The organism is Botrimarina colliarenosi, from assembly GCF_007859955.1.
GTDB lineage: Bacteria > Planctomycetota > Planctomycetia > Pirellulales > Lacipirellulaceae > Botrimarina > Botrimarina colliarenosi.
Genome location: NZ_SJPR01000002.1, coordinates 602,851 through 629,183, shown reverse-complemented (window position 1 = coordinate 629,183; position 26,333 = coordinate 602,851). Strand labels below are relative to the sequence as shown.

Annotated in this window: 23 protein-coding genes; 21 read left to right on the top strand and 2 right to left on the bottom strand. The window is 65.8% G+C overall.

Features of this window, described 5'->3' with window-relative positions:
• The first annotated feature begins 8 nt into the window (after nucleotides 1–8).
• The 11 genes from zwf (at nucleotide 9) to Pla108_RS10445 (ending at nucleotide 8,870) form a co-directional block, all read left to right on the top strand.
• Complete coding sequence (gene zwf, locus Pla108_RS10495) at nucleotides 9–1,481, top strand: glucose-6-phosphate dehydrogenase (protein ID WP_146444880.1); 1,473 nt, start codon at nucleotides 9–11, stop codon at nucleotides 1,479–1,481.
• Between the two features lie 86 nt (nucleotides 1,482–1,567).
• Entirely contained in the window at nucleotides 1,568–2,179 is a 612-nt protein-coding gene (locus Pla108_RS10490) for a riboflavin synthase (RefSeq protein ID WP_146444879.1), read from the top strand.
• A 254-nt stretch (nucleotides 2,180–2,433) separates the two neighbouring features.
• Nucleotides 2,434–3,027 carry an RNA polymerase sigma factor gene (locus Pla108_RS10485; protein ID WP_146444878.1) on the top strand — a complete coding sequence of 198 codons (594 nt, stop codon included), beginning with the start codon at nucleotides 2,434–2,436 and terminating at the stop codon, nucleotides 3,025–3,027.
• Nucleotides 3,024–3,479 carry a hypothetical protein gene (locus Pla108_RS10480; RefSeq protein ID WP_146444877.1) on the top strand — a complete coding sequence of 152 codons (456 nt, stop codon included), beginning with the start codon at nucleotides 3,024–3,026 and terminating at the stop codon, nucleotides 3,477–3,479. The genes Pla108_RS10485 and Pla108_RS10480 overlap by 4 nt, the downstream gene beginning before the upstream one ends.
• A 45-nt stretch (nucleotides 3,480–3,524) precedes the next feature.
• Nucleotides 3,525–4,331 (top strand): hypothetical protein, encoded by an 807-nt coding sequence (locus tag Pla108_RS10475; RefSeq protein WP_197526468.1) that lies wholly within the window; start codon nucleotides 3,525–3,527, stop codon nucleotides 4,329–4,331.
• A 10-nt stretch (nucleotides 4,332–4,341) separates the two neighbouring features.
• Nucleotides 4,342–5,493: a type II secretion system F family protein gene (locus Pla108_RS10470; protein WP_146444875.1), complete on the top strand. Its 1,152-nt coding sequence runs from the start codon at nucleotides 4,342–4,344 to the stop codon at nucleotides 5,491–5,493.
• Between the two features lie 3 nt (nucleotides 5,494–5,496).
• Complete coding sequence (locus tag Pla108_RS10465; RefSeq protein ID WP_146444874.1) at nucleotides 5,497–6,654, top strand: type II secretion system F family protein; 1,158 nt, start codon at nucleotides 5,497–5,499, stop codon at nucleotides 6,652–6,654.
• Between the two features lie 8 nt (nucleotides 6,655–6,662).
• Nucleotides 6,663–7,070: a hypothetical protein gene (locus tag Pla108_RS10460; RefSeq protein ID WP_197526467.1), complete on the top strand. Its 408-nt coding sequence runs from the start codon at nucleotides 6,663–6,665 to the stop codon at nucleotides 7,068–7,070.
• Nucleotides 7,067–7,591: a hypothetical protein gene (locus tag Pla108_RS10455; RefSeq protein WP_146444872.1), complete on the top strand. Its 525-nt coding sequence runs from the start codon at nucleotides 7,067–7,069 to the stop codon at nucleotides 7,589–7,591. The genes Pla108_RS10460 and Pla108_RS10455 overlap by 4 nt, the downstream gene beginning before the upstream one ends.
• Entirely contained in the window at nucleotides 7,588–7,989 is a 402-nt protein-coding gene (locus Pla108_RS10450; protein ID WP_146444871.1) for a hypothetical protein, read from the top strand. Before Pla108_RS10455 ends, Pla108_RS10450 begins: the two co-directional genes overlap by 4 nt.
• Before the next feature lie 5 nt (nucleotides 7,990–7,994).
• Complete coding sequence (locus tag Pla108_RS10445) at nucleotides 7,995–8,870, top strand: DUF1559 domain-containing protein (protein ID WP_146444870.1); 876 nt, start codon at nucleotides 7,995–7,997, stop codon at nucleotides 8,868–8,870.
• 67 nt (nucleotides 8,871–8,937) lie between these two features.
• Here Pla108_RS10445 and Pla108_RS10440 read toward each other — a convergent pair whose 3' ends face one another.
• Nucleotides 8,938–10,470, bottom strand: a complete 1,533-nt coding sequence (locus Pla108_RS10440) for a sigma-54-dependent transcriptional regulator (RefSeq protein ID WP_146444869.1) — start codon at nucleotides 10,468–10,470, stop codon at nucleotides 8,938–8,940.
• Between the two features lie 256 nt (nucleotides 10,471–10,726).
• Here Pla108_RS10440 and Pla108_RS10435 point away from each other — a divergent pair, with 256 nt between their 5' ends.
• Nucleotides 10,727–13,195: a hypothetical protein gene (locus Pla108_RS10435; RefSeq protein ID WP_146444868.1), complete on the top strand. Its 2,469-nt coding sequence runs from the start codon at nucleotides 10,727–10,729 to the stop codon at nucleotides 13,193–13,195.
• A 467-nt stretch (nucleotides 13,196–13,662) separates the two neighbouring features.
• Here the strand turns inward: Pla108_RS10435 and Pla108_RS10430 are convergent, their stop codons facing one another.
• Nucleotides 13,663–14,496: a class I SAM-dependent methyltransferase gene (locus Pla108_RS10430; RefSeq protein WP_146444867.1), complete on the bottom strand. Its 834-nt coding sequence runs from the start codon at nucleotides 14,494–14,496 to the stop codon at nucleotides 13,663–13,665.
• Between the two features lie 343 nt (nucleotides 14,497–14,839).
• Between Pla108_RS10430 and Pla108_RS10425 the strand changes: the two genes are divergently transcribed.
• The 9 genes from Pla108_RS10425 to Pla108_RS10385 all read left to right on the top strand — a co-directional run bounded on the left by Pla108_RS10425 (nucleotide 14,840) and on the right by Pla108_RS10385 (nucleotide 26,298).
• A complete protein-coding gene (locus tag Pla108_RS10425) occupies nucleotides 14,840–15,535 on the top strand; it encodes a methyltransferase domain-containing protein (protein ID WP_197526466.1) in 696 nt (231 codons plus the stop codon).
• A complete protein-coding gene (locus tag Pla108_RS10420) occupies nucleotides 15,532–16,716 on the top strand; it encodes an NAD(P)/FAD-dependent oxidoreductase (RefSeq protein WP_197526465.1) in 1,185 nt (394 codons plus the stop codon). The genes Pla108_RS10425 and Pla108_RS10420 overlap by 4 nt, the downstream gene beginning before the upstream one ends.
• Entirely contained in the window at nucleotides 16,713–17,816 is a 1,104-nt protein-coding gene (locus Pla108_RS10415; protein WP_146444864.1) for a type III polyketide synthase, read from the top strand. The genes Pla108_RS10420 and Pla108_RS10415 overlap by 4 nt, the downstream gene beginning before the upstream one ends.
• A 379-nt stretch (nucleotides 17,817–18,195) precedes the next feature.
• The gene (locus Pla108_RS10410) at nucleotides 18,196–20,991 is read left to right on the top strand and encodes a glycosyltransferase (protein WP_146444863.1); all 2,796 of its coding nucleotides are present in this window, start codon (nucleotides 18,196–18,198) and stop codon (nucleotides 20,989–20,991) included.
• A gap of 137 nt (nucleotides 20,992–21,128) precedes the next feature.
• The gene (locus Pla108_RS10405; RefSeq protein ID WP_146444862.1) at nucleotides 21,129–22,046 is read left to right on the top strand and encodes an ABC transporter permease; all 918 of its coding nucleotides are present in this window, start codon (nucleotides 21,129–21,131) and stop codon (nucleotides 22,044–22,046) included.
• A gap of 376 nt (nucleotides 22,047–22,422) precedes the next feature.
• Nucleotides 22,423–23,310, top strand: a complete 888-nt coding sequence (locus Pla108_RS21305) for a sulfotransferase (protein ID WP_231934441.1) — start codon at nucleotides 22,423–22,425, stop codon at nucleotides 23,308–23,310.
• Nucleotides 23,300–24,544: an ABC transporter ATP-binding protein gene (locus Pla108_RS10395; protein ID WP_231934417.1), complete on the top strand. Its 1,245-nt coding sequence runs from the start codon at nucleotides 23,300–23,302 to the stop codon at nucleotides 24,542–24,544. Before Pla108_RS21305 ends, Pla108_RS10395 begins: the two co-directional genes overlap by 11 nt.
• A 13-nt stretch (nucleotides 24,545–24,557) precedes the next feature.
• The gene (locus Pla108_RS10390; protein WP_197526464.1) at nucleotides 24,558–25,388 is read left to right on the top strand and encodes a sulfotransferase domain-containing protein; all 831 of its coding nucleotides are present in this window, start codon (nucleotides 24,558–24,560) and stop codon (nucleotides 25,386–25,388) included.
• A 31-nt stretch (nucleotides 25,389–25,419) separates the two neighbouring features.
• Nucleotides 25,420–26,298 carry a glycosyltransferase family 2 protein gene (locus Pla108_RS10385; protein WP_146444858.1) on the top strand — a complete coding sequence of 293 codons (879 nt, stop codon included), beginning with the start codon at nucleotides 25,420–25,422 and terminating at the stop codon, nucleotides 26,296–26,298.
• Nucleotides 26,299–26,333: the final 35 nt, after the last annotated feature.

Genomic DNA, 26,333 nt, shown 5'->3' with positions numbered 1-26,333 from the left:
AAAAACCCATGCCGCACACCATCGTTATCTTCGGCGCCTCCGGCGACCTCACCAGCCGCAAGCTGATCCCCGCCCTCTACAACCTCAAGAGGAAGGGCCGGCTGCCGGAGGATGCGAAGATCGTCGGCTTCAGCCGCACCGACTTCTCGCACGAGGCGTGGCGCAAGGACCTGCGGGCGACGACGCAGGAGTTCGCCGGCGACAAGTTCAAGGCCGACGTCTGGGACGACTTCGCCGACCAGGTTTTTTACTGCGACGGCGACATCGGCAAGGCGGAGGACTTTGAGAAGCTCGGCAAGTTCCTCACTGAGCTGGAGGGGGGTGAGGACGCGTCGCGGCTCTACTACCTCTCGACGGCTCCCCGGTTCTACGGGCCGGCGATTGAGCAGCTCGGCAAGGCGGGCCTCGCCTGTGAGGAGGGCGATTGCCAACGCCGCGTCATCATCGAGAAGCCGTTTGGCGTCGATCTTGAGTCGGCCAAGGCGCTGAACAAGACGGTCCACGCCCACTTCAAAGAGAAGCAGGTCTACCGCATCGACCACTACCTCGGCAAAGAGACGGTCCAGAACCTGTTCGTGCTGCGGTTTGCCAACACGATTTTTGAGCCGGTCTGGAACCGCAACTTCATCGACCACGTGCAGATCACCGTGGCCGAAGAGGTGAATGTCGGCAGCCGGGCCGGCTACTACGACACGGCAGGCGTGGTGCGGGACATGATCCAGAACCACCTGCTGCAGCTGTTGATGGTCACCGCGATGGAGCCGCCGGCGAGCTACGCGGCTGACCCGGTGCGCGACGAGAAGGTGAAGGTGCTGCTCGCCGTGCGCCCGAAGTCGCCCAAAGACATCGCCCGCGACACGGTCCGCGCCCAGTACCGGGGCTACCTCCAAGCCGACGGCGTGCCGGACGACAGTACGACCGCCACCTTCGCGGCGATCAAGCTGGGGATCGACAACTGGCGCTGGCAGGGGGTGCCGTTCTATCTGCGGAGCGGCAAGTCGCTGTCGTGCCGGACGACGCAGATCGTGATCCAGTTCCGCCAGCCGCCGCACATGCTGTTTAAGGAAGGCCCGCGGACGATCCGCGACGCCAACCGGCTGATCATCCAGGTGCAGCCGGCCGAAGGGATCCAGATGCACTTTCAGACGAAGGTGCCCGACGCCGGCATGACGATGCGGCAGACCAACCTCGATTTCAACTACCAGAAGAACTTCGGCGGCAACATCCCCGAGGCGTACGAGCGGCTGCTGCTCGACGCGATCGAGGGGGACGCCAGCCTTTTCGCCCGCGCCGACGAGGTCGAGGCGGCTTGGGGCATCTGCGACCCGATCCTCGCGGCCTGGGCCGAAAGCGACAAAGCGGCGAGCGACGCCCCGAAGCTGCTCAGCTACGAGCCGGGCTACTGGGGCCCGACCGAGAGCACCGAGTGGATGATCGCGCAGCGGCGTGAGTGGTTCGACGCCTGCCCGGTGCTACAGTGAGGGACGAGGGGGCTGAGGGACGGGGGACGAGGGGTTCTGCGTCCACAGCCCTCGTCCCCCGTCCCTAACCCCTAATCCCTTTCCTGATGTTCACCGGCCTCGTCCAATCCCTCGCCGCCGTCGTCGACCTTGTCGAAGAAGGCCCTGGTGTGCGGCTTATCGTTCGCGACGCGTCGCTCGCCGCCGGCGCGACGCTCGGCGACAGCATCTGTGTGAACGGCTGTTGCCTGACCGTCGTCGCCATCGACGGCTCCGCGATCGCCTTCCAAGCCGGCAGCGAAACGCTCTCGCGCACCAATTTGGGTGAACTCGCCGCCGGGTCGAAGGTGAACCTCGAGCCCTCTCTGAAGGCGGGCGACCAGCTCGGCGGGCACTACGTCACGGGTCACGTCGATTGCCTGGGCACGGTCGATGCGATCGAGCCCGAGGGCGATTGGTCGAAGTACTGGTTCCGCGTCCCGGCGGCCCAGGCCCGTCAGATGGCGAGCAAGGGCTCGGTCGCCGTCGATGGCGTCAGCCTAACGCTGGTCGATGTCGAGGACACCAGCGACGGGGCAGGGCGGTTCAGCGTCGCGCTGATCCCCCACACGCTGGGCGTCACGACGCTCGGCGCCCGCCAGGTCGGCGACCGGGTGAATATCGAGACCGACGTGCTAGCCAAGTACGTGGAGCGGCAACTCGGTGGGCAAGGGAAGTAACCGCCAAGACGCCAAGGCTCGCCAAGAAATTCGGAAAAGAGAAACTGTGGGAGGGGTCTCCGACCCCGATTACGCGCAACCTGCCGCTACGGTCTGGATGCCGTAATCGGGGTCGGAGACCCCTCCCACAATCTTCTCCCACAATCTTCCTTTCCTCTCGGCGAGCCTTGGCGCACTTGGCGCACTTGGCGTCTTGGCGGTTTCTCCAGAATAGTTGCACAAAGGGCCAACGATCGCGCATCGTGTACAGCGTCATGGCCGAATTGCCCTTCCACCTCCGCGTCCGCGCGCTGACCGACCAGCTCGGGATGGCCGGGATCGACGTGCTCGGCGGGCTCTTTGACCTGACGGCCCAGCGGCTGGTGCGGCTTGCCGTGGCGATCACCCGCAACCAGTACGACGGCGAAGACGCCGTCCAAGCCGTGATGACGCGGATCGCGGTGCGACCCGACCCGCTCCGCGACGCGCAAACCCCCTGGGCCTACCTGCTGCGGATGGTCCGGAACGAGGCGTTGCTGGTCGCCCGCAAGAAAAGGCGTTGGATCACGACAACGCACAGCATCACCGACTTGGTGACCAGTCGGCGAGTCGATGAGCTGGAGCTCGAAGACACGCACCGCGCCGTCTGGGCCGCGCTGCGGTCGCTTCCGGCCGCCCAGGCCGAGGTCGTGGTGCTCAAGACCTGGGAGCAGATGACGTTCGCCGAGATCGCCGAGGTCCTCGACGAATCGCCCAACACCGTCGCCAGCCGCTATCAGTACGGGCTCCAGAAGCTCGCCACGCGGCTGCAGAAGACCGCCGACGAGGCCTTGGGCCATCGGGCAGAAGTGCAGGGGGGCCGCCGATGAAGTCCCCCCGCGAAGGTTTTGACGCCGCGAGCGTTGAGGCGATGCTGCAAGGCGCCGGCGGCTATATCGGGCCGTCGGAGGACCTCCGCCCCCGCGTGCTCGAAGAGGCGCGTCGGCTCCGCGGGCAAGGGCGCCGGCGACAGCGGATGACGATGGCGGCCGGCTCGGCGCTCGCCCTCGTGGCGTTGGTGGCGATCCCGGCGGCGTCGTTGAACGAGGTCCTGACTCAGGCGTCGCCGTCGCAGCGCGTCGCCCGCATCGTCGCCGCGGATCACGCGACCGCCAAACGGGCCGGCGTCGAGGGGCTCTGCTGGACGCTCGTCGATGCGTTCCTCCGGGTGCGCAGCGAACAAGCCGAAGCGCTCCGGCCGACCAAAACGGCGACCGACAGCGCCGATCCATCTTCTGACGCTTTTGCTGCACAAACGGCGGACGCCGGCGGCTCGTTCTAGTCAGAAGGCGGTCGTTGGGATCGCCGCTTCGGTGTCTCCAACGCCATGGCCGCCATGCCGGACGATCGGCTAGCCGACGTGCTCGCCTTGGGCGAACAGCTCGCCGCCCTCGACGAGGCGGGCGTAGCCCTCGACCTCGGGTTCGCGCCGGGACCGCTCCGGCCTCAGTTGGACGTGCTAGCCGACCAGCTTTCCCGTCGCATCGGCGGGACCGAATCACTCACCGACGTGTTCGCCGACCCCGCTCTCCAAGCGCCCGCGGGCTATCGCCAGTTACTTGGGGCGTGGCTGTCGGGCGCCGATTTATCTTCCGCGTTAGAGAGCCGCCGCGTCGTCTGCGCGAGTCGCGAGGCGCACCGCAGCCGGATGTCGCTGGGGCTGTTCTACCCGGTGTTGGTGGCGGTGCTCGCCTGCGTCGGGGTCGCGACGATGTGCCGCTACTTGCTGCCGATCTTTGAATCGACCTACGCCCAGCTGAACGAGCCGGTCAGCGCCGCGGTCAGCCGGTTGCAATGGGTCCGGGCGTCGGCCCCGCTCTGGCTGGTGCTCGCGCTCGTCGCGTTGGTCGGCGGCGTGCTGTGGGCCCGTCACGGATTTGCAGGTTGGCGGGTCGTCCCGGCCCGCGAGAAAAGCAATCCGCCGCTGCTGGCGTGGGCCACGACCTCCGGCTCGGCCGGTGACCTGCAAGCCGTTGACGACTTCTATGACGGCCTCGACCGACGTCGTTCGAATCGGTGGACCACCTACGGCCCGTTGCTGGCGGTCGTCTTTATCGGCGGCGGCGCCACGCTGCTCTACTGCCTGACGCTCTTCTTGCCGCTTGTTGAATTGCTCGGGAGGCTGGCCTCGTAGGCAGACGCTCATGCCCCGCTTTGATTACCAAGCAACGAACGACGCCGGCGCCCCCCAGCGGGGCGTCATCGACGCGGCTGGCGTCGCCGAGGCCGTGACGCAACTCGAGTCACGCGGCCTCGTCGTCCGCTCAATCGCCATAGCGGCCGACCCCTTGGGCGAGGCAGAAGGCCCTCTAACTGAGGCGGTGAAGCGTCTCTTGGCGTCGAACGACCAGTTGGTCGAACCGCTTCACGCCTACTTAAAGGAGTCGCCCCCCAGCAAACGACGCACTGAGTTGAAGCGGATCGCCGAGCTGATCGCTACAGGTGAGGAGAAGCCTGCCGTCGCCGCGGCGCTCGCCGAGCCAACCGCGTGGGGATCGTTGCTGGCGTCGGTGTCCGCGGAGCCTGGCGACGACGAGAGTCTCTTTGCAAGGTTCATCGAACGCGAACAGCCGAGCATCACGCTCCGCCGTCGGCGCCGGCTGGCGTCGCTCTACCCGGTGGCGGTCGCGGCGCTTTGCCTCGCGATCCTCTGGCCACTATCACTGTTTGTGTTGCCGGCGTTCCAAGAGATCTTCAACGACTTCGGGCTCGATCTCCCGGTTGTGACCGAGCTTGTGCTCGCAACCGGACGTTTCCTAACGAGCGGACGCGCCGTGACTCTCCTCACGTGGCTGACCCTGGTTGCTTATGTGGGGTGGGTGTTTCGTGGGAGCCTCTCCCGCTGGTTCTCTCCCGTAACCGACCGCATTGTCTGCTTCTGGCGTGGCGGCGCGCTCGGCGCCGCCCGCCTCACGGCGCAGATGGCGGACCTCTTGGAGGCTGGCGCGCCGGTCGCCGACGCGGTTCGCATCGCGGGCCGCCACGTCTACGCGGCCGACAAGAACCCCGGCGCCAAACGGGCCGCTTGGTTGGCGCGTGAGCCGTCACGCCAGCACTTGGCCGTGTCGCCGACGTGTTCGCTCGACTTCGCCGTCGCCGCCGAGATGAACGACACGGCCCGTGTCCGTCTACTGCGTGAATTGTCGGCGTGCCACAACGAGCGTTCCGCCGCCGCTTCGTCATGGGCGGAGGGGGTCGCCGGCCCCGTGACGATCGTGGTGCTGGGAATCATCGTCGGCGGCGTCGTGCTGGCGTTGTTCCTGCCGCTCGTCAAGCTGATTGAAGGACTGACCTAAGGCATGTCCCAAACGCTCAAATCAACGATCGGCGCCCTCGCCAACGCCTTTTGGGAAGGCCTACCGACCTTCCGCGGGCTGGGACGCCAGGCTTGGTGGCGGATGCCGACGTTCCGCCCGTTGTTCGGTCCCCGCCGCGCCACGCCGGTGCAACGCTCTGCGCTACTGCGGCTTATTGCGACAGCCAGCGAAGAGCGACTGCCGCTCGCGTCACTGCTCGCAGCGTGGGCGGGAGACGAACGGGGCGGACAGACGCGGAGGTTAGAGCGACTCGCCGCGGCGCTCCGTAGGGGGGTCGCGCTGCCCGACGCCTTGGAGCGGGTCCCCGGCGCATTGAGCGACGAAGAGACCTTGATGGTCCGTTTCGCCAGCGAGTCGGGAACGCTTGCGACAACGATCCGATCGTCTCTCCACGGAGCGAACGAGTCGACCCGGCTCCTTGAGGAGAACCTTCGGCGCGTCCTGAACTATCTGACCATCCTGCTAATAGTCGCCATCCCCATCGCGCTCTGGGTCCTTGCATTCGTGCATCCGGCCTTCCACCAGATCGTCGATGACTTTGGCGTAACGGTTCCAGCCGCGATGCAGATTGGCGATTCTATTAGCGTCGCGATGGGCTTCTTTGGGCCGCTTCTGTTAGTCGGCGCCGTCCTCCTGGTGCTGAATCGCTTTTTTCGTTGGCCTGGGCAATTCATCCGGCGTCGGATCGCACCGCTATTGTCCGGCTCGATCAAGAGCCGCCGAATGGCCGGGGTGATGCAGCGACTCGGCGAGAGCGCCACGGCGGGCCGGCCACTCGCCGGCGCCGTCTCGACGCTTGCCCGCCATCACTTCGACCCGTCGTTACGTCACAAACTGCTTGTCGCTCGGAACGAACTGGCCCTCGGCGCCCCGATGTGGCCAACACTCGCTTCGACGGGATTGCTCAGCGAGCAAGAGTCTTCCGCGCTCGCCGCGAGCGAGCCCCTGGGGGTCAGCGGCTGGGTCCTGACGACGCTCGCCGAGGTCCGCCGTCGCCATGCTTTGCGGTGGATGGTGTGGCAGTCGTCGCTGCTTGTCCCGATCGTGATCTTCCTGTTCGGCGGGTTTGTGCTGGTGCAGGTGCTGGGCGTGTTTACGTTCCTGACCGATCTCGTTTTCTCTCTCGCCAGGCCGCTATGAACGCCTTGTTGCTTCGATCACCAAAACGCAGGGGCGTCACCGTTATCGAGACGGTCGTCGCTTTCGGGCTGCTCGTCACGGTGCTATCGGTCTCGGCGTCGCTGATGGTGCGGCACAACCGTCTGCTCGCCGACGAGCGGGCGTACCGCGTCGCGGTCGATGAGCTTTCCAACCGTTTGGCGGTGCTCGTCCCGCTAAGACCCGAGGCGGCGGATCGCGAATTGGCGGCTCTCGACGGGTTGTCGTTCGCCGGCCCGCTCCAGGGCGCGACATTGGCGGGAGTGGTTGAACGCGAAGAGGTCGGGCGTCGGCTCACCCTGACGCTGCACTGGCCCAACGGCGACCGGCAGCGACCGAGCGTGTCACTTTCCGGTTGGGCGTACGGCGGCGCCGCCGAAGGGGAGGGCCAGCTATGAGTCGATACTCGCCAACAAAACGCCGCGGCGCCTCGCTGATTGAGGTAGTGATGGTCATGTCGGCCGCGTCAGTCGTGCTGTCGCTTTCGGCCGTGATGATCCATCGGACGATGCACGCCGCGTCCCGCGTCCGGGCGTTTCATGCCGAAGAGTCGGCCGCTTGGCGGCTGTCGTCGCAGCTCCGGGCCGACGCCACACTGGCGACCCGGGTCCGAGTCCGAACGACAGACGACGCGGACGACGTTGTCGATGTGGTGCTCGAGATTTCCGAAGCCGAGCCGATCCGTTACCACTTCGCCGGTGGCCAAGTCGAACGGTCGCAATCGCTCGGCGAGAACCAAGTCGCCCGCGACTGGTTCACGCTCGAGAGTGTCGCGGGTTGGTCCGCGGAGGGCGACACCAGCGAGAGCACTCTCGACCTCACAGCCATCGCAGTGACAGGTCCGACCCGCTCGCTGGCGCCGACGCCGGTCCACCTCGTTGTCCGTGCCGGCTCACGCTCGCGGGAGGGTTCGCTATGAGACGCTCCCGTCATTCCCCCCGTCGCGGCGCTGTCCTGATAGCGGCGATTGTTTGCCTGGTGGTGGCGATGTCGATCCTCTCGACGATGGTCGCCGGCTCTCTCACGCAGCGACAGCAGCTCGCTAGCGAGAAGAACGCCCGCCAGGTGGCTCTGCTGGTGGTCGCCGGTCGAGACCGGGCGATCGCTCGACTGGTCGACGATAGCGAGTACGACGGCGAGAGCTGGCGTCCCACCATCGCGAAGCTCGAGGCCACCGTTGAGGTCCGCGTCGCTCGCCGAACGGACGGCGCCGCCACCGTCGCCGTTACCGCTACGTTTCCCGCTGACGGGCCCCGCGTGGTGCGTCGCTCGCAAATCTTCACGATCCCCGCATCGAAACCCGATCCCCAGGAATAAACGCCATGCTTCTTTTGAACCAAGGTCCTCGCCAGCCGCGAGGCTTTACGCTCGTCGAGCTGCTGGTGGTGATCGCCATCATCGGCATCCTGGTCGCGCTGCTGCTCCCGGCGGTGCAGGCGGCGCGTGAGGCGGCCCGGCGTTGTAGTTGCCAGAACAACCTCACCCAGCTCGGCCTCGCGCTGCACAACTACGAGTTCGCCAACGAGGCGCTCCCCGCCGGCGTGCTCAACCCCGACGGCCCGATCCGCAGCGAGCCGCTCGGGCGGCACGTCGGCTGGATCGTCCAGGTCCTGCCGTACTTCGAGGAGACGACGGTCTACAACCTCTTCGATCAGGAGGCTGGCGCCTACGCGTCCGTGAACGCTGAGATCCGTAAGCTCCCGCTGGAGTTGCTTGAGTGCCCCTCGCAAGGCCGCGAGTTTGTCGACTCGGACGAGATCGCCGCCCGGTCGAGCTACGTCGGCATTCATCACAACGCCGAAACGCCCATCGACGAGGACAACAACGGACTGCTCTTCCTCAACAGCGCGGTGCGGTACATCGACATCCTCGACGGATCGAGCCGCACGATCTTGCTTTCGGAGGCCCGCACCGACCCGGAGGAAGCACTCGGCTGGCCTTCGGGGACACGGGCGACGCTGCGAAACACCAGCAGCGTGAACGAGGGGAACAACCGCCGCTACAACTACGCCCCGGCGCCCCCCGCAGAGGAGAAGCCGCTCCCGGTCTTTGTCGGCGGTCTCTCGAGCCTGCATCCGGGCGTCGTCTTAGCGGCGTTCGCCGATGGCTCGACGCGCACCTTGCGTGAAGACATTGCTCCCGAGGTGCTCCGCCAACTCGGCGCCCGCGCCGATGGTGAATTACCCAAGCCGTTCTAGTTGCAGCCATGGTCCCCCTCCCCGACGGGGTGAGGGGGCGATCCGGGGCGCCAGCTACGCGTTTCCGTTAATCGCTACTATCCACGCGGCTCTTCACCGTGCGGCGGTCGAGCCCGAGCACGCGGGCGGCTGGCTCGTAGCCCCCTTGTTGGCCGTAAACCTGTCGGCAGTAAGCGTTCAAGAGCTCGTCGGCCGACAGCTGGCCCCGCTCGGCGTCGTCGAGCCAAGTGGGACGCTTTGTACGGGCCGCACCAACCTCCGTCGGGTGGTACTCACGCCGCACCAGAACGCTGCGGACGCATTGTTCGAGCTCGCGGATATTGCCGGGCCACTCGTACGACGGCGGCATCCGACCGGTGATCCAGTCCCCAACCTCCTCGGCGAGCGCTTCGGCCTCCGCCGGTTCAGAGTCTCGTAAGACGCGGCCGACGAGGAATCGCACCAGCCCCGCAATCGCTGCGGGCTGATCGGCCAACTGCTCGCCGAGCGACGGCACAACAACCTGGTCGCTGCAGAGCCGGTAGTAGAGGTCCTCACGGAATCGCCCGGCGCGCATCTCGGCCGCCAAGTCGCGGTTGGTGGCGGCGACCAGCTTAGCGGCGAACGACCGCGACTCGGACTCGCCGAGCCGGCTATAGTCGCGTGACTGGGCGACGCGGAGAAGCTTCACTTGGATGGAAGGGTCGACATCGCCGATCTCGTCAAGAAAGACCGCGCCGTGTGGCGGGCAACGCTCAAGCCAACCGACACGGTCGCTCGTCGCCCCGGTGAAAGCGCCTTTGCGGTGCCCGAAGAGTTCTGACTCGACAAGCGTAGGCGATAATGCCGACAGGTTCAGCGCAATGAATGCGTCGCCCTCACCGACAAACGATTCCGCCTCGGGATCGAAGGGACGGTACTGCGAACGGCCGATCGCCTGGGCGACGAGCTCCTTACCGGCGCCCGAGGGACCGGTGACGAGCGTTGCGAGCTCACGCATCCGGCCGAAGAGGCTCCTTCGGTAGCGCCGCAAGTCGTGCGTGAAGATCGACTGCCACACCGCCGCGCGCAGCCGCGTCGCGGGCGCCGACTCGCCGATCAGGCAGTGGTAGATGCCGTCGAACGCCCGCCGCACCTGGTGAAGGCAGGCGAAGAGGTGCTCGCTCGTGCTCAGCCGGCTCCGCTCGTTGTCGGCCAGGGGCGCCAGGAGCCGTTCACGCTCTTTGCGGTACTCGCGCCAGACCCGCTTGATCCGTGCGTCGCCCGCGGCCGGATAAACCAGCTCGGCCTCAAGCGTCGCGACGTGGCGGTAGTAGAGCGTGTAGGTCACGAGGTCGTCGTAGAGTGTCGCCTCGTCGCCCTCGAGCGAACCCTCGACCTGTTGCCGCTCATAGAGCCGCTCGACGAGGCCCGCCGCGAGTTCATTGATCGCGACGATGTTGGGCCGCTCGGTCCGCGCGCCATCCGCGGTACGGCTCCACGAATCGAGCGCCTCGGGCTGGTGGGCGTCGCGGAGGACGGCCCGTTCGGCGTCGATCCGGACCGGCTCGAACGGGTTGCAATAGGACAACTCGGAGAGCGACCGGAGCAGGTGGTCTTCGTCGTCGGCGAGGCGAGCCATGGCGGAGCGGGGCGGGAGGCGTTTGGAATGGGCTACCCGAAGTGTACATCAGGCGCCAGGCAGTCGGCGCAGGATGTACAGAACCAGCCCCTCTATGACTTTTCTTTAGCAGGTGTCACGTCGTCAAAAAAACGCAAGTAGTTGCCATGTAAGGACTTGCGGCTTGATGGCGCGGATTGGCGCAAGGGGTGCTTAAGGGACTATCGACGGTCCCGACGACCGCGTTCGCACTCCCCCCCAATCCGAGAGCCTTGAGATGAGTGCGACTGACCTGCCACCCACTGACACGCCGCCAACCGACCAAGACTCCCTGCAGGGCCCCGGCCCGAACCGACTCGTCGCCATGCTCGTCGACCCGCGGGGGCTGCAGGCCCTCATGCTCGCTGGCGGCGGGCTCCTTTCTTTGGGGCTTGTCCTCTGGCTGTTCGTCATCGGCGTCTTCGACGAGCCGCTCCCTGCGGCGGTCGGTTTGGGCGTCGCCAACTTCGCCCTGCTGGGCCTCGGCGTCGCGGTTTGTCTTCGGACTCGTTATCGGCTCGCCGGCCGGGCGACGGCGATGCTCGCCTGCCTGCTGTTGCCACTGAACCTCTGGTTCTACGACGCCCAGGGGCTCGTGACGCTCGCCGGCGGCGGCAACCTCTGGATCCCCGCCCTTATCGGCTGCGTTGTCTACGCCGGGGTCGCGCGGTGGCTGCGCGACTCGCTGTTCGTCTATGCGTTCGCCGCTGGGGTGGCGATGACGGGGCTCGTTTTCTTGGCGGACGGTGACGTTGGGCACTTCTGGGAAGTCCTGGCGCCGAGCACGCTGCTCGTGACGCTCGGCGTCGCGGCGATCCACGCCGAGCGGCTCTTTCCGACGGCACAAGCCGACGCACCGGACGACCCCTTTACGCGGCAAAACTTCGGGCTCGCATTCTTCCGTGCCGGTCACACGCTGCTGGCAAGCGGCCTCGTCGTGCTGTTGGCGGGCCGCTTCGCCGGTCGGTTCTACGAGACGTTGTTTGCGCACCTCGAGTGGTTTACCCAGCCCGACGTCTCGCTTGTCGGGCAGGTGAAACTCGCCGCGTGCGGGCTCACGCTGGCGGGCGCTTATGCTTATGCCTACAGCCATCGCTTCGTCGCCCGCGGCCATCGTTTCGTCGTCATGGCGGCGCTATGTCTCGCTTGGTGTGCGTTGATCGGCGTCGACCTGGCAGGCATTGAACTGACCGAGACGCTGGCCGCCAGCCTGTTGGGCGCAGTGGCGATCGCTTGCCGCGTCGCGGGTCGTTGGTTGACGACTCAAAATGAGGATGAAGAAAGCGGGGCGGATAGCCGAGCGACCGATCGCGTCGCCGGGGTTGCCGCCACCGCAGCGTTGACCCTCGTCCTCGTCCAACTCTTTCGAGCATTGCTCGTGGGATCGGCCGGACCGCTTGGCTTCGACTTCGGCTTGGGTTACATCGCTGCAGCGGGATTAGCGACGGCAGCGACGTGGCTCGGCGCGCGGCGCTCGGTTTCGCAGAGCCGATTCGTGGCGCCCGCCCTGGCGAGTGTCGCTCTAGCGATCGGAGTCGCCGCTTGTCTGCCGCAATTCTCCGCGGGAGCGTGGCTCGTGCCGGCCGGAGCGTTCGCCGCTGCCGGTTGGGGCGCGGCGGCCCGCCTGCGGAGCGGTCGAGACGAAGCGATAGCCCTCGCCGGTGGCGCCGAGACCTCGGCCTGGCTGGTCGGCGCCCTTGTCACGCCGATGGTCGTGGACGCGCCAAACCTGGCCACGATGGCGACCAGCGGGTTGTTGACGGCAGCGTTCGCCATGGCCGCCGTTGGCCCGCGTCGCGAACGATTGGCGGTCGCTGCCGTGCTTGCCGCTGTAGCGACCGGCTGGCAGGCCGTGGTTGTCTACCAAATCGGCGCGTGCACGCCGCTCGTCGTGCTGAGTGGAGTAAGCCTCGTCTTGATCGCGCTGGAGCGAATCGGCAAGGGCCCCGCGGTCGGGGTTGCTGCCCGGATCGGGTTGGTGTTGTCGGCGACCGCTGGCGTGCTGCTGGCCGGCAATCGCCTGCTCGCTGGTGAGGTCGCCTGGCCACTCCTCGGCATGGTCGCCGCCCAGGCGGTGATGAGTGGCCTCGCCGTGACGCTGTCGCGGCCGCAGCAAGGCCGCCGTGCGCTGGCTGCGCTCGGGGTCGGCCAGGTGGCGGTCGCCGGGTTGCTGCTAAATACGTTGTCGGTGCTGACCTTCGGGCAGCGGATCGAAGTCTTCGCCGCTGCCGTAGGCGTCGGATTGGTCGTCGCGGGGCTGATCGGCTGGCGCCGCGAGGCGGAGGAAGGGGAAGCAGCCGACTCGCTGACCGATTTCAACCTGTGGGCAGGAAGTCTGTTGGCGACGGCTCCGCTGACGATCGGCCTCGTCGCGACCCGGCTCTTCGGCGGCGACCCGGGTTGGATCGCGCTGCACGAGGTTGGCGTGCTGGCGATCGGCCTGGTGCTGGTCGGCGTCGGCGCCCTCTGCCGGCTACGGGCGACGACGCTCGCCGGCGTCGGCTCGCTAGCGGTCTACCTGTTCAGCCTGGCGACGCTGCTCCAGATGCCCGACCAACTACAGAACGTGGCGGTTTACCTGATGGCAGGCGGCGGCGCCGTGTTCGCCGTGGCGATCTTGCTCAGCGTCTACCGCGATCGTTTGCTGGCCCTGCCGGATCGGATCCGCGAAGGGGAGGGCGTTTTCGCGGTGCTGAAATGGCGTTGAGTTTGACGGAGGTTGGGGGTCGCTAGGTCGTCGGGACCCGCGACCCGAACGCCGCCCGCACGGCTTTGCCGTGCGGGCGGTTCTTGTTAGCAGAGCGAACGAATCGAGGCGTCTGAAGGCACGTCCCGTATCCGTGCGATAGATGCCGGAACTGGCGTCTGCAGCGCCGATTGCGGTGGGCTTGATAGCTAACAGGGCAGGGGGGCGCCGTCGGCTGGGTGGGACCCACGTGTACAGGGCGGGAAGCAGGACGCCCGCCGGGGCGTGGGCGCCGTGGTGGCGGACGACGGCACGCGGGGCGCCCCAGATCGTAGTCGTAAGAATCGCAGTCGTTATTGGTCACATGAAGCCCGCCCGCAATGGGCAGCACCTGTACCCTGCGGAGGCAGAACGAAGATCAGAGTCGTGCGCTGCGGGGGCGCCCTCCTTGAGAAGCCAGAAGAGCCGCGTCGATTGAAAGGGTGAGCTCAGCTGGGCTTGCGGGCGACGAAGCATCCGTACTGCATCGCGCCACTGCGGTAGGCGTCGAGAATTGTTTGGAAACGGTCGAGGAAGATTATCTGTCCTCGGTCGATCCACTTCGCCGCGCGGTGGATCCCGAAACGCTTGACCCGGTCGCGACAGATCTCCCAGGTACGGTCCACGTTTTGGGTCCAGTCGTCGGCGGCGACCATCTCGAGGCCCGCGTCGGTCAGCCAAGAGCGGTAGTCTTCCATTGATCCTAGCGACGGGCAGAAGAACCCCTCGCAGACGTCGTAGACTTGCTGCTCTTGCTCGGGATTCAAGTCAGGCCCGGCGAGCCAGGCGCAGATCGCCACCGTGCCGCCCGGACGGACCCAGTCGGCGGCGCGGCGGAAGAACTCGGGCTTGTCGAACAGATGCTCGGTGCACTCGACGCTCCAGAGCAGGTCGAAGCTCGCGGCCGGCAACTCGACATTCTCGGCGTCAGCGCAAAGGAAACGGACGTTCTGGCGCATCCCTTCTCGCCACGCCGCCGTCGTCGCCCAGTGTCGCTGGAACGGGCTGATGGTGACGCCGGTCACGTCGCATCCGAGTCGCTTAGAAAGCCGGCGCGACGACCCGCCCATGCCGCAACCGATGTCGACAACGCGGGCGCCGTGCTCAACGCCCGCGGCCGCGGCGAGGCGATCCGTCAATTGATCTTGCGCGACCGCCGGCGACTCGTTCGCCTCCCAGTAGCCGTGGTGGATGTGGCGTCCCCACAGCAGCCGGTAGAACAGCGTCGAGACGTCGTAGTGCCGACGGATAACGTCTTTGCGGATATCGGGGCAGGCGATCATGGGAGGAAACTCGCGATGGAGTGCGTTGCGGCGAAAAGGTTCAGCGTGTGGTGACGCCGCCTTGCCGGTGCGCAAAGCCGGTCTTGCCAACCAGTGCCTAGACACGGCTAGTCAGCAGTTAGAGGTCGCCCGCGGTGTAGCTCGGCTGAGACGCCGCGGCGCCGGCGTGCGTGAGCAGGAGAGCGGTGAGAAATCGATGACGTCCTTGTCATAGCGGGCACGCCGTGCGGGGTGCTTGGGGGCCCCCTGGGCTGGCCTTGGGGCCGGGTTAGGCCGTACTCTTAAGGTCTTAGTAGATCGGTTTAACACGATCCGGCAACGGACGCCACACGAGATGGGCGGAATGGAGAGACGCTTAGTTCCCGAGCTGATGGACGATCCGCAGCTGGACGAAGCGTCCCACCTTGCGGCGCTCCGTGGGTTGCGGCGGGTCAACGCGATTAGCGGCGTCTCCGCCATGATTTGGGGCGCCATCAAGCGGATCGCCGCACGCCGTCGGTTAACGCACTTCAGTGTCCTCGATGTCGCTTGCGGCGGGGGCGACTTGATCACCTCGCTGTCGCGACGGGCGCGTGGCTCGGGCCTTGATGTCGATTGCTACGGGTGCGATGTCAGCCCCACCGCCGTCGCCCACTCGAATCGAAACGCGGGTGAAGGCGCTAAGCTCAGCTTCTTCGTCGCCGACGCAATCAGCGAACCTCTGCCGGGGCGATACGATTTTGTCACCTCGACGCTCTTCCTCCATCACCTCGATCAACCCGCGTCGCTCCGCCTGCTGGGGCATCTGAGCGAGGCGGCCCAGCAGGCGGTGTTGCTGGATGATCTGGAGCGGAGCCGCACCGGCTGGCTGCTAGCGTGGGCAGGCTGCCGGCTGCTGTCGCGGTCACCAATCGTGCATTACGACGGACCCGCCTCGGTCCGGGGCGCCTACACTGTGGAGGAAGCGCAGACGCTGGCGGAAACGGCGGGGCTCGCTTCCACTCGTTGGACGCGCCACTGGCCTTGCCGGTATTTGATGGAATGGGAGCGGACTCTTTGATCAGACGAGCTGAGCAGAACGACCCGGCTATCAAGAATTGGCAGGCGTTGGTGATCGGCGGCGGACTCGGCGGAGTCGTGGCGGCGCGCCGACTCGCCGAGGCGGGATTGCGGACTCTGTTGGTCGAAGCCAAACGCTTCCCCCGCGACAAGGTATGTGGCGGCTGCCTCAACCAGCGCGCCGTGGCGGGGCTTCGCGCCGCGGGATTTGGCGAAGCGCTCGACGCCGCTGGAGGGCTCGCGACCGCAGGAATCGAACTCCACCAGCGAGGTCGGACGCTCTACGTCCCCACCCCACCTGGGTTGGCGGTGACGCGACGCGAGCTCGACATGCGCCTGATCGATTCGCTCGGCGCGGCCGGCGTCGAAACGCGGCAAGGCGTCCGCGCCACGGTAATGGATGCGACCGCGGGGGGGGGCCGGCGCGTTCAATTGGTCACCGATTCCGGCGCGACTTCAGAAGTCGAAGCCGCGGTCGTCATTGTCGCCGATGGGCTCGGCGCGCCGTCGCTCGCCCGGCTCCCGGAGATCGAGTCCCAAGTCGAAACGAGTTCACTGATTGGTATAGGTGGGGTGCTCGAAGGTGTTCCGACCTCCGCGCTGGCGCCGGGCCGAATCCACATGGCGATTGGCGGCGAAGGGTACGTCGGGCTCGTTCGCTGCGAGCGGGGGCGGCTCAACCTGGCCGGAGCCTTCGACCCCTCGGCGATCGAAGGGCGGGGCGCGATCGCCGGGGTCGTGCAGCGGACGCTTGCCGAAGCCGGACTCTCAATCCGCGCCCCATTGCAAGACGTCCCGTGGCGAGGCACCCGCCATCTAACCCAAACCGCCAGCCGCTTCGCGGCGTCGCGACTCTTTCTCCTCGGGGACGCCGCCGGCTACGTCGAACCATTTACCGGCGAAGGGATGGCGGCGGCGATTGAAGACGCGCTGGCCGTCATCCCGCTTGCCATCCGCGCTTCCGAGCAATGGACCGATTCGCTTGCCGACGCCTGGCAGGCCGAGCAGACCGCTCGGCGACGCCGGCGCCAAGCCGATTGCCGGAGGATCGCGTGGCTGCTGCGGCGCCCTTGGGCGACGCGGATCGGCCTACAACTCGCGGCGGCCTGGCCGACCCTCGGCAAGGCGGTCGCGCAGCGCGTCAGTGCACCAAGACATCGCAACCAACGAGGCGTAGCGTGACGGCGATCTTGACCGGCCTAGGTCTGGCGACCCCCGAGCACTCGATCCTGCAGACCGACGCCGCCGACCACGCGCTCGGCGTGTGCGTCGCGACGGCGCAGAACCGGCGTCTCGCGCCCAGCTTCTACGCACACTCGGGGGTCACCAAGCGGCACAGCGTGCTGCTGCGCTCCTCGACTAATGGTGAGCCCGCGCAGCAAAACTTCTACAAGCCCTCAGCGCCGGAGCAACCGCTCGGTCCGCCAACCAGTGAGCGGATGGCGGCTTACCATGCCTCCGCTAGTGACCTCGCCGAGCGAGCGGCGCGAGGGGCACTCGCCGACGCGGAACTCGACGCCAGCGACGTCACCCACCTGGTGCTGGTTACCTGCAGCGGCTTTGAAGCGCCGGGAGTCGATGTGTCTTTGATCGAACGGCTGCCGTTGCCGCCGACCGTCGCCAGGACGAGCATCGGTTTCATGGGGTGTCACGGCGCGATCAACGGACTGCGGGTCGCCAAAGCGTTCTGCGAGGCGGACAAGCACGCTAGGGTGCTGCTCGTCGCGGTCGAACTGTGTAGCCTCCACTATCAATACGACTGGACGCCCGAGCGGATCATCGCCAACTCGTTGTTTGCCGACGGCGCCGCTAGCGTCGTCATTTCGGGTGGATCGGATCAGGGGGGCTCCGCCGAGAGAGGCGTCACGGTTGATAGCAGTTTCTCGGAGATCCTCCCCGCGACGCGGGACGCGATGTCTTGGCGGATCGGCGACCATGGATTCGAAATGACCCTCTCGGCCGAAGTGCCGGGGTTGGTCCGGGAGCAGACCCGTGGGCCCCTCGAGCGATGGCTGGCCGGCCGGGGCTTGGCGATCGCGGACATCGCGTCCTGGGCGATCCACCCCGGGGGGCCCCGTATCCTCGATGCGGCAGCCGGGGCGCTGGGGCTCGATCCCGACGCCGTCCAGGCGTCGCGTCAGGTGCTGGCAGCGTTTGGGAACATGTCGTCCCCGACCGTCTTTTTCGTGCTTGACGCCCTCCGCCGGGGCGGAGACAGGGGCCCGTGCGTCCTCTTGGGCTTTGGCCCCGGATTGGCGATCGAAGCAGCCCTGCTGCGGTAATTCGCGCCGGAACGGCGAGTATCCCCGTCGAAACCGCCGGGGATCGGCGGGGGAGTACCGGCGAGTGAAGGCTTGTCCACGCCGCCAGAACGCAAAGATTGACCAGACTACCTAACCGAAACCGCCAGTTTTTTTCGGGCGGAAATGCGGTTTCGGTTGCTGAATGCGGTCTGCCGTCTATGCTGGTCACTGGCATTCCGAACGCCTCGGCGCCGGGATGCTCCCGCCTCAACTCCCGCCTCGCACCAGGGGGTCGGCCGTGTGGGATTGATACCCCGACACGTCGTTCCTTCGGTCTCGCCTCAAGTTCAGCAATGGTCTCGTTGGTTGTAAGGACTTCGATCGACGTTGAGGCGGCGGCCTTCCAGGAGGCTTGCCGATGACCAGCGTCTTCCTTGCCGCGATTGCTGCGGGAGTCGTGTCGCTCCTGCTGACCCGCTACTCGATCACGCTGTCGCACCGTTGGCGCTTGCTGGATCATCCCGACCCGCGCAAGGTGCATCAGAAGTCAACGCCACGTCTGGGTGGCGTCGGCATCATCGGCGCGGCGCTGCTGGTAGGGATCCCCGCGTTCGCCTATCTCGCGAACACCCACACCGACGCCGGTTGGATCCAAGTCAAACACTACGCGGCCCTCACGGTCGGGGCGATCTTCGTTTTCGGCATGGGGGTCCTGGATGACCTCTGGCAGGTGTCGTCAAAGCTAAAGCTCCTGACCCTGCTGGCCGCGTCCTTCGTGTTCTCCGCTTCGGGGGCTGGCCTCCATGAGTTGGTCTACGACTTCGAGGCGTTCATCAGCTTCCCCTGGCTCTCGTGGATCCTCACGGCGTGTTGGATCACCGGGATGGCGGTGGCGTTCAATTTCATCGACGGGCTCGATGGACTTGCGGGGGGGCTCGCGTTGATGGCCTTCGGCGTGCTGGCCTACTTCCAGCTCGACGCCCACAACTACGCGCCCGCCGTCGCGCCGATGGTGATGGTCGGCGCCATCGCAGGCTTCCTCTACTACAACCACTCGCCGGCACGGACGTTCATGGGCGATGGCGGAAGCCTCACGCTCGGCTACCTGATCGGGGCCATGACGATCGCCGCCAACGACGAGCCGCAACTGGGCACGATGCGGGCGATGGTGATCCCTTCGCTCGCGATGAGCGTCGCGATCGTAGACTCCGCTTTGACGATGTTCCGCCGTCGTTACCAACAGAGGCGATCGATGTTCACCGCCGAGCGGGGGCACATTCATCACCGACTGCTCGATCGTGGCATTCAGCCTCATCACGTCACGCTGCTGATCCATGCGTTCTCCGCCGCGGCGGTCGCGGTGGGCTGTTTCTCGCTGGGCTTTGATGGATGGCACACCCTTGGCGGCCTCGCCCTGGTGGCGCCGCTCATCTGGGCGCTCTTCCACGCGGCTGGTTCGATGCGGACAACCGAGATGGTCTCGGCGATCCGCAAGAAGCGCGCGATCGACCGCACGTCGCGGCGGCATCGCAGCTCGTTCGAGGCGCTGCAGCTTGAGTTCGACAGCGCCTCGACCTTCCGTGAATGGTGGGAGACCGTCTGCAACGCCGCTGAGCGGCTGCACTTCGCTCGGCTCGTGCTGCCGATCGCTCCCGCCGAGGGGACGGACGAGCGCACCTTTACCTGGGTGAACGCGGACATCGACCTCGGGGGAGAAGGGCTGCACCTCGACGCCAATCTGCCGATCGAAATCGCCGGCGGACGTTCAACGATCGCTGAGGTGCGGATACCAATCGCCGAGTCGCTCGAGTCGGCTGGCGAACGGCTGGCTTTGTTTTCTCGTCTGATGGCGGACAACGGTCGCTACGCCTTGCGACGGGTCACCCGCCAAGACGCTTCGGTTAAGCCGGTGTCACCGACTCTGCCCGTCGGCGAGTTCGGGGGACTGCGTGTCGCGGTCGTCCACGACTTTTTCTACACCTACGCCGGCGCCGAACGTGTCGTCGAGCAGATTATCCGCGTCTTGCCCCAGTGCGACGTCTTCGGCCTTTTCGACTTCTTGCCGGAAGAGGACCGAGGATTCCTGCACGGCAAACCGGTGCGGACCACCTTCCTCCAGCACCTGCCTTTCGCCCGGTCGAAGCACCGCGCCTACCTGCCCTTGATGCCGCTGGCGATCGAGCAGCTCGACGTCTCGGGGTACGACCTCGTCGTTTCGAGTTCGTACCTCGCGGCGAAGGGCGTCATCACCGGCCCCGACCAAGTGCACGTCTGTTACTGCCACAGCCCGGTCCGCTACGGCTGGGACCTCCAGCACCAGTACCTCGACGAGGCCGGCCTGGGATATGGTCCCCGGGGGCTCTTCGCCCGCGTGATCCTACAGTACCTGAGGACGTGGGACGCCCGGTCCTCGCTCGGAGTCGATCACTTCATCGCGAACAGCCAATTCGTGGCGCGACGGATCGCCAAGTTCTACCGGCGAGAAGCCGAGGTGATCTATCCGCCAGTGGATACCGACGCATTCGTCCCGGCGGGCGACGAGCGGCGTGACGGATATTACCTCGCCGCCAGCCGACTGGTCGGTTACAAGCGGATGGACCTCATCGTCGAGGCGTTCACCCGGACCCCCGAGCGCCGACTGGTTATCATTGGCGAGGGGCCCGAGAAGCGGCGTCTGGAAAGAATCGCCGGGCCCAACATCGAGTTTCTTGGCTGGCAATCGCACCAAGCGCTCGTACGTAGTATGCAACGCGCCAACGCGTTCGTCTTTGCGGCCGAGGAGGACTTCGGCATTGTCCCCGTCGAGGCGATGGCCTGCGGCACGCCGGTGATCGCCTATCGGAAGGGGGGCGTGACCGAGTCCGTCAGCGAGGGGAAAACCGGCGTCTTCTTCAATGCGCAAACGCCTGAATCCTTGCTTGAGGCGGTTGATCGGTTCGAACAAGGTGAGCCGATTGAGGACGAAGACCGCTTAGCCTTGCGACGCTCGGCCGAACGGTTCTCTCCAGAGGTGTTCACCGAGCGATTGACTATGTTGCTCAAGGAAGTAACCGGCGGGGGCGTCCCCCTCAGCGGCGTCTCACAAAACAAAGTCACCGCCCAGCGCTTCGACAATCTCGAGGTCGCCGCGGAGGCCCGCATCGAAGCGCCGGAAGAAGACCATTCCAACCCGGGGGAACCATCGAATGGCCTGCCCCTCCGCGCGGATAGTTAGCCCGCAAACGCCGCCCCCCCGTGGCGCCGGTAGTGCGGCTAATTCAACAGAAGAGTTCATCGAGGTCGGCCAGGTTTGCCGCTTTCGTCGGAAGGATGGCCATGGTTGGCGGTTCGAGATCGTAAATTGTTACTGCTATGCCAGCCACCACGAGCCTTAACCGCCCCGTCGACGCGATCCGTCGCGGCGACCCGCCCGCTCCCGCGTCGACGCAGCCCGAGGCCCGCTACCTGCGGCCCTCAACCGGGTGGCGCGCCATCAATGTGGCCGAGCTCTGGCGGTATCGGGAGTTGTTCGTCATCTTTGCGATGCGCGACATCAAGGTCCGCTACAAGCAGACCGTGATTGGCGCCGCCTGGGCGCTGATTCAACCGATCGCATTTACGGTGGTCGGCGTCATGGTCTTCGGCCGCGCCGCCGGCGTCGGGACCGACGGCGTCGAGCCCGCCTTCCTGTTCTACCTGGTCAGCCAACTCCCCTGGATGCTGTTCAATACGGGACTGCAGACCAGCAGCGTGTCATTGGTTGGCGCCCAGAACATGCTTAAGAAGGTCTTCTTTCCGCGGCTCATCATCCCGGTCAGCGCCGTGATGGTGACGCTCATCGATCTGATGGTCCAATTCGGGCTCGTTCTGGTTGTCCTGGCGTTGTTGCCGTTTCTGCCAGGGACCTCGACGTTTGTTCCGCCTCTGCAGGTGCTTCTGCTGCCGGTCGCCGTGCTCTGGACGTTCGTCGCCGCTCTGTCGGTGGGACTGCCGCTCGCCGCGTTGAACGTCGAGTACCGCGATGTGCGGTATGTGGTCCCCTTCATCACCCAATTCGCCATCTTTGCCGCGCCGGTTTTCTGGCCGGCCAGTCGCCTGCCCGATGCTTGGCGGCCGCTCTACGGCTTGCTGCCGGTGGCGGGTCCGATCGAGTTCTTCCGCTGGTGCCTGCTCGACACACCCGCCCATCCGGCCATGTGGGCCGTCGGCGCGATTAGCACCGCGGTTTGCATGGCGGTGGGGCTTGCCTACTTCGCTCGTATGGAGGACCGGTTCGCCGATATCGTCTGAAGAAGAGGCCGCTCGGAGGCGCCGCCGAAAGCTCCAAGACGCTTCGTGAAATGCCTGCTAACGCTCTGTGACTCAGCCACTCCTATCCGTCGTCGTCCCGACCTGCAACCGCGTTGGCCCGTTGCTAGTGGCGCTCCGCAGCGATACGGCACAGGCTTGCCGCCTGACTAAGTTGGTGATCGGCGACGACTCCCAAGAACATTCCACGGAGTGCCCCAACTCGCATCGCTACTCCGAAGGCGTCTTAACGAATCGCTTCAACGTCAACTCCGGAGTAAGAAACAGCCGACTTTATCGGCACGCGAGAGGTTTATTCCGACGCGTCTACCCGCACGTTGTAAGAGACACGACGCCCCCATCCGATGTCGTTGTGGTGATGGGGAAGGGGCGGAGTGGAACCACCTGGCTATCGGAGATTATCAACTATCGACGAGATCATCGGTACTTGTTCGAACCCTTCACCCACTCGCGTCGATTCTCAGAGACCCCGCTCTGCCGGGGCTTTGGCGATAACCGGGGCTACACCCGCCCTGAATCTAGCGACGCCGACAGATATGACGTGGCGTCAGCTATACTGGGGGGCCGGTCGAAAGACTCGGTGCCGGACGCTTACAACCGAGGACTGCTCTACAACCGCCGGATCATCAAGGACATCAGTTGCCTCCTCTATCTGCCCTGGCTTCTCCGATGGTTTCCTGAGCACAAGTGGGTTCTCCTTGTGCGGAACCCGCTTGCGACGGCCGCTTCGCAAGCAAAATATCAATGGCGTTATGCCTCGAGCGCAGATTACCAAGATGATCACGAACTTGTCGCTGACCACCTGCATCCCTTCATGCCGTTGATTGCGGAGATCGACGCCGCACCCTCGTTTGACCGCGCCGTCTTGTCGTGGGCGATCGCGTACCGTGTTCTGGTAGACAGCGGAGTGCTCACGAACCCGCGATGCCATGTCGTTCACTACGAAGAGCTGCTAACCGACACGGGGGTTCTCGACGAATTGTTCCGATTTCTTGGAAGAGACGACGTGGAACGAGCAAGACCGCATCTGAGTCGTCAATCTAAGACGACATGGCGATCGCAACCAGGCGATGCTTCGCGAACGCTTGACGGCGGCGCAACGCCCGATCAGCATCTCGCCGCCGAGCGGATCCTTCAGGCCTTCGGTTTTGGCCGAGCCTACGACCACGACGGTAAGCCAGTGCAAGAGGCTTGGCGGGCATTGGCCGCAGCCGGGAAAAGCAGGAGGCCGGATAGTGTCGTCTGATCTCGCCATCCGCTTCGAGGGCGTGGGGAAGGAGTACCACGTCGGCGCCGCCCAGTCGGGCGGCTCTTCGTCGTACCAGTCGGCCGCCGAGCGCCTGGCGGGGGCGGTCCGCCACCCCCTACGGACAGCGCGCGGGTTCGTGCGACGCCCGCCGAGCGAGACGTTCTGGGCGCTCCGCGACGTGTCGTTCGACGTGCAACGCGGCGAGGTGGTCGGCGTGATCGGCCGCAACGGCGCCGGCAAAAGCACGCTGCTCAAGATCCTCTCGCAGATCACCCGGCCGACGACCGGTCAGATCGCTGTCTACGGTCGGGTCGGGTCGCTCCTGGAGGTGGGGACCGGGTTCCACCCCGAGCTGACCGGCCGGGAGAACGTCTTCCTCAATGGCTCGATCATGGGGATGACCCAGCGTGAGGTGCGGTCGAAGTTCGACGAGATCGTGGCGTTCAGCGAGGTTGAGCGGTTCCTCGACACGCCGGTCAAGCAGTACAGCTCGGGGATGTACACGCGGCTGGCGTTCGCGGTGGCGGCGCACCTCGACCCTGAGATTTTGGTGGTCGACGAGGTGCTGGCGGTCGGCGACGCGGAGTTCCAGCGCAAGTGCCTGGGGAAGATGCAGCAAGTGGCCGGCGGCGGCCGGACGGTTTTGTTTGTGAGCCACAACATGGCGGCCGTCAGCAAGCTGTGTCATAGCTGCGTGGTGCTCAGTTCTGGGTCGGTTGCGACGCACGCGGCGACCGAGCCCGCGCTCTCGCACTACATGGCGATGACCGACGTCGACGAGTTGGGGAAGCCAATCGCGATCAACTCTCCCGACCGGTTGGAGGGCGAACTCTCTGTCGAAGCGATCGGGCAGGACGGCGACGACTGGACGCTCGAGTTGCAGTTCAAAGGCTTCAATCGGGTCCCGCGCCTCGGGGTGGGGGTGAGTGTCGCCGGCCCCGACGGGGTGACGATCGCCAAGTGGCGTCCTTTCACGACCCGCTTGTCGCTCCCGACATTTGCAGGTGTGCAGCGTCTGCGATTCACCGCCCCGGGCCTCCTGCGAGTGCTCCCGAAGGGGTCGTACACCTGTGGCGTTTGGTTCGCTGAGACGGGTGTCGAGATGCTGGCGGAAGTAGAGCGCTTGGCCCGGTTCGACGCGCCGTCGTCGGACGTACACGCAACGGGCGTTGTTCCGCTCCACGGCACGGATGGTTTCGTTTGTACTCCGCTTCAACTCGAGCTTGGTTAGGAGGCGACCCGCCATGCCCCGCCTGCTCTCGAGTCTGCAGTGCGCAGCCGCCAGGATGCCGATGCCGCCCGGCGTTAAGGCTTCGCTGCGTCACGTCATGCAGCGGATCGGCTGCTACGACTACCGGCTTCCGGCGCTTGGCATCGGGCCGTTAGCTGCCGATTACGCCTTCGTTGCGTCGTACCCCAAGAGTGGAAACACCTGGATGCGTTTCCTGCTCGCCCACCTCGCCTCCTCATCCGGCACGGTCTCCTTCCGCAACCTCGATACCCTGGTGCGTGACCTTCATAAGCCGGGGGAACTGCCGCGTCCGATCGGGGCGAACCGTGTCTTCAAGACCCATTTCCCGTTTTTTGATCTCTATCCCACTTGCATTTACCTTGTGAGGGACCCGCGCGACGTCGCGATTTCGTACTACCACTACGAAGCAGACCGCGGCCGCTGGCAGGGGAGTCGGCGTGATTTCATCGCTACGGCCGACCATACCTTCGGGAGCTGGAGAGGTCACGTTGAGGGGGCGGTCGCGGCATCGCGTCTCAACCCTCGTTTCAAGATATTTCGTTACGAGGACATGCTGACCGATTGCGCGGCCGTGGTCTCTCAGACCGCGGAACTGCTTTCGCTGGAGTGCACTGCTGAGCAGATCGACGCCGCGATCGAGGCGTGTCGCTTCGAAAACCTCAAGCAGGTCGAACAGCGACACGGCGGAGAGCAGAACGAGAAGGACGCCACCTTCTTCCGCGAAGGGAAGTCGCGGCAGTGGGAGTCGACGCTCACCGACGAGGAAGTGACGCTGATTGAGCAGCAGTCTGGCGAGTTGATGCAGAGGTTCGGATACAACTGAGTTCCCCGACGCCCCCACCCCGCGGCCTTCCTTGAAGATCTCTGTCGTCATCCCGAACTACAACGGCGCCGAGTACCTCGGGCGGACGATCGAGTCGGTCCTCGCGCAGACCGGCCCCGAGGTCGAGTGCCTCGTCTTCGACGGGGGGAGCACCGACGGCAGCGTCGACATTCTCCGCCACTACGAGCCGCGGCTCGCCTACTGGGAGAGCCAGCCCGACCGCGGCCAGTCGCACGCCATCAACAAGGGCCTCGCCCGCGCCAACGGCGAGATCGTCAACTGGCTCTGCTCCGACGACGAGTTGCTCCCCGGCGCCCTCGAGACCGTCGCCGCGGTCTTCCGCGAGCATCCCGACTGCGACCTGGTCGCCGGACGGACCCGCCTGCTCGACGTGCAGTCCGGCGTTTCGGTCGACCGTGGCCCCGACCTGGCGAGTCTCCGGCAGATGCCGCAGGACAACCCGGTCCAGCAGCCGAGCTGCTTCTACCGGCGGAGCCGGCTGCGGAACGAGGCGGTCCGGGAAGACCTGCACTACACGATGGACCTCGAGCTCTGGTGCCACTTCTCGGCGATCGGCTGCCAATGGCGGGTTATCGACGACGTGCTCAGCCTGTACCGGATGACCGGCGAAAATAAGACTTCCGTGGGCGGTTTGGCGGCTTGGAGCGAGCGCAAAGCGCTCAATCGCGAGTATGGTGGATGGACGTCGCGCGTAGCCACGACAGTCGTGGACCGGGTCCACCTCCCCTTGCAGCGGTGGCGGAAGGCGACCCACCCCCGCGTCGTCCGCTTGGCGGCCACCGGCGTCGACAAGCTGGTCAACGGCAGCATGCGAGCCCTGGTCGGTCGTCCGTACGATTCGGTCGCCCACTGCGGACGCGTCATGCTTGAGCAATCCTTCCGCAAGTAGCAGTCCCTCCGCAAGTCACGTCGGCCACCCTGGAT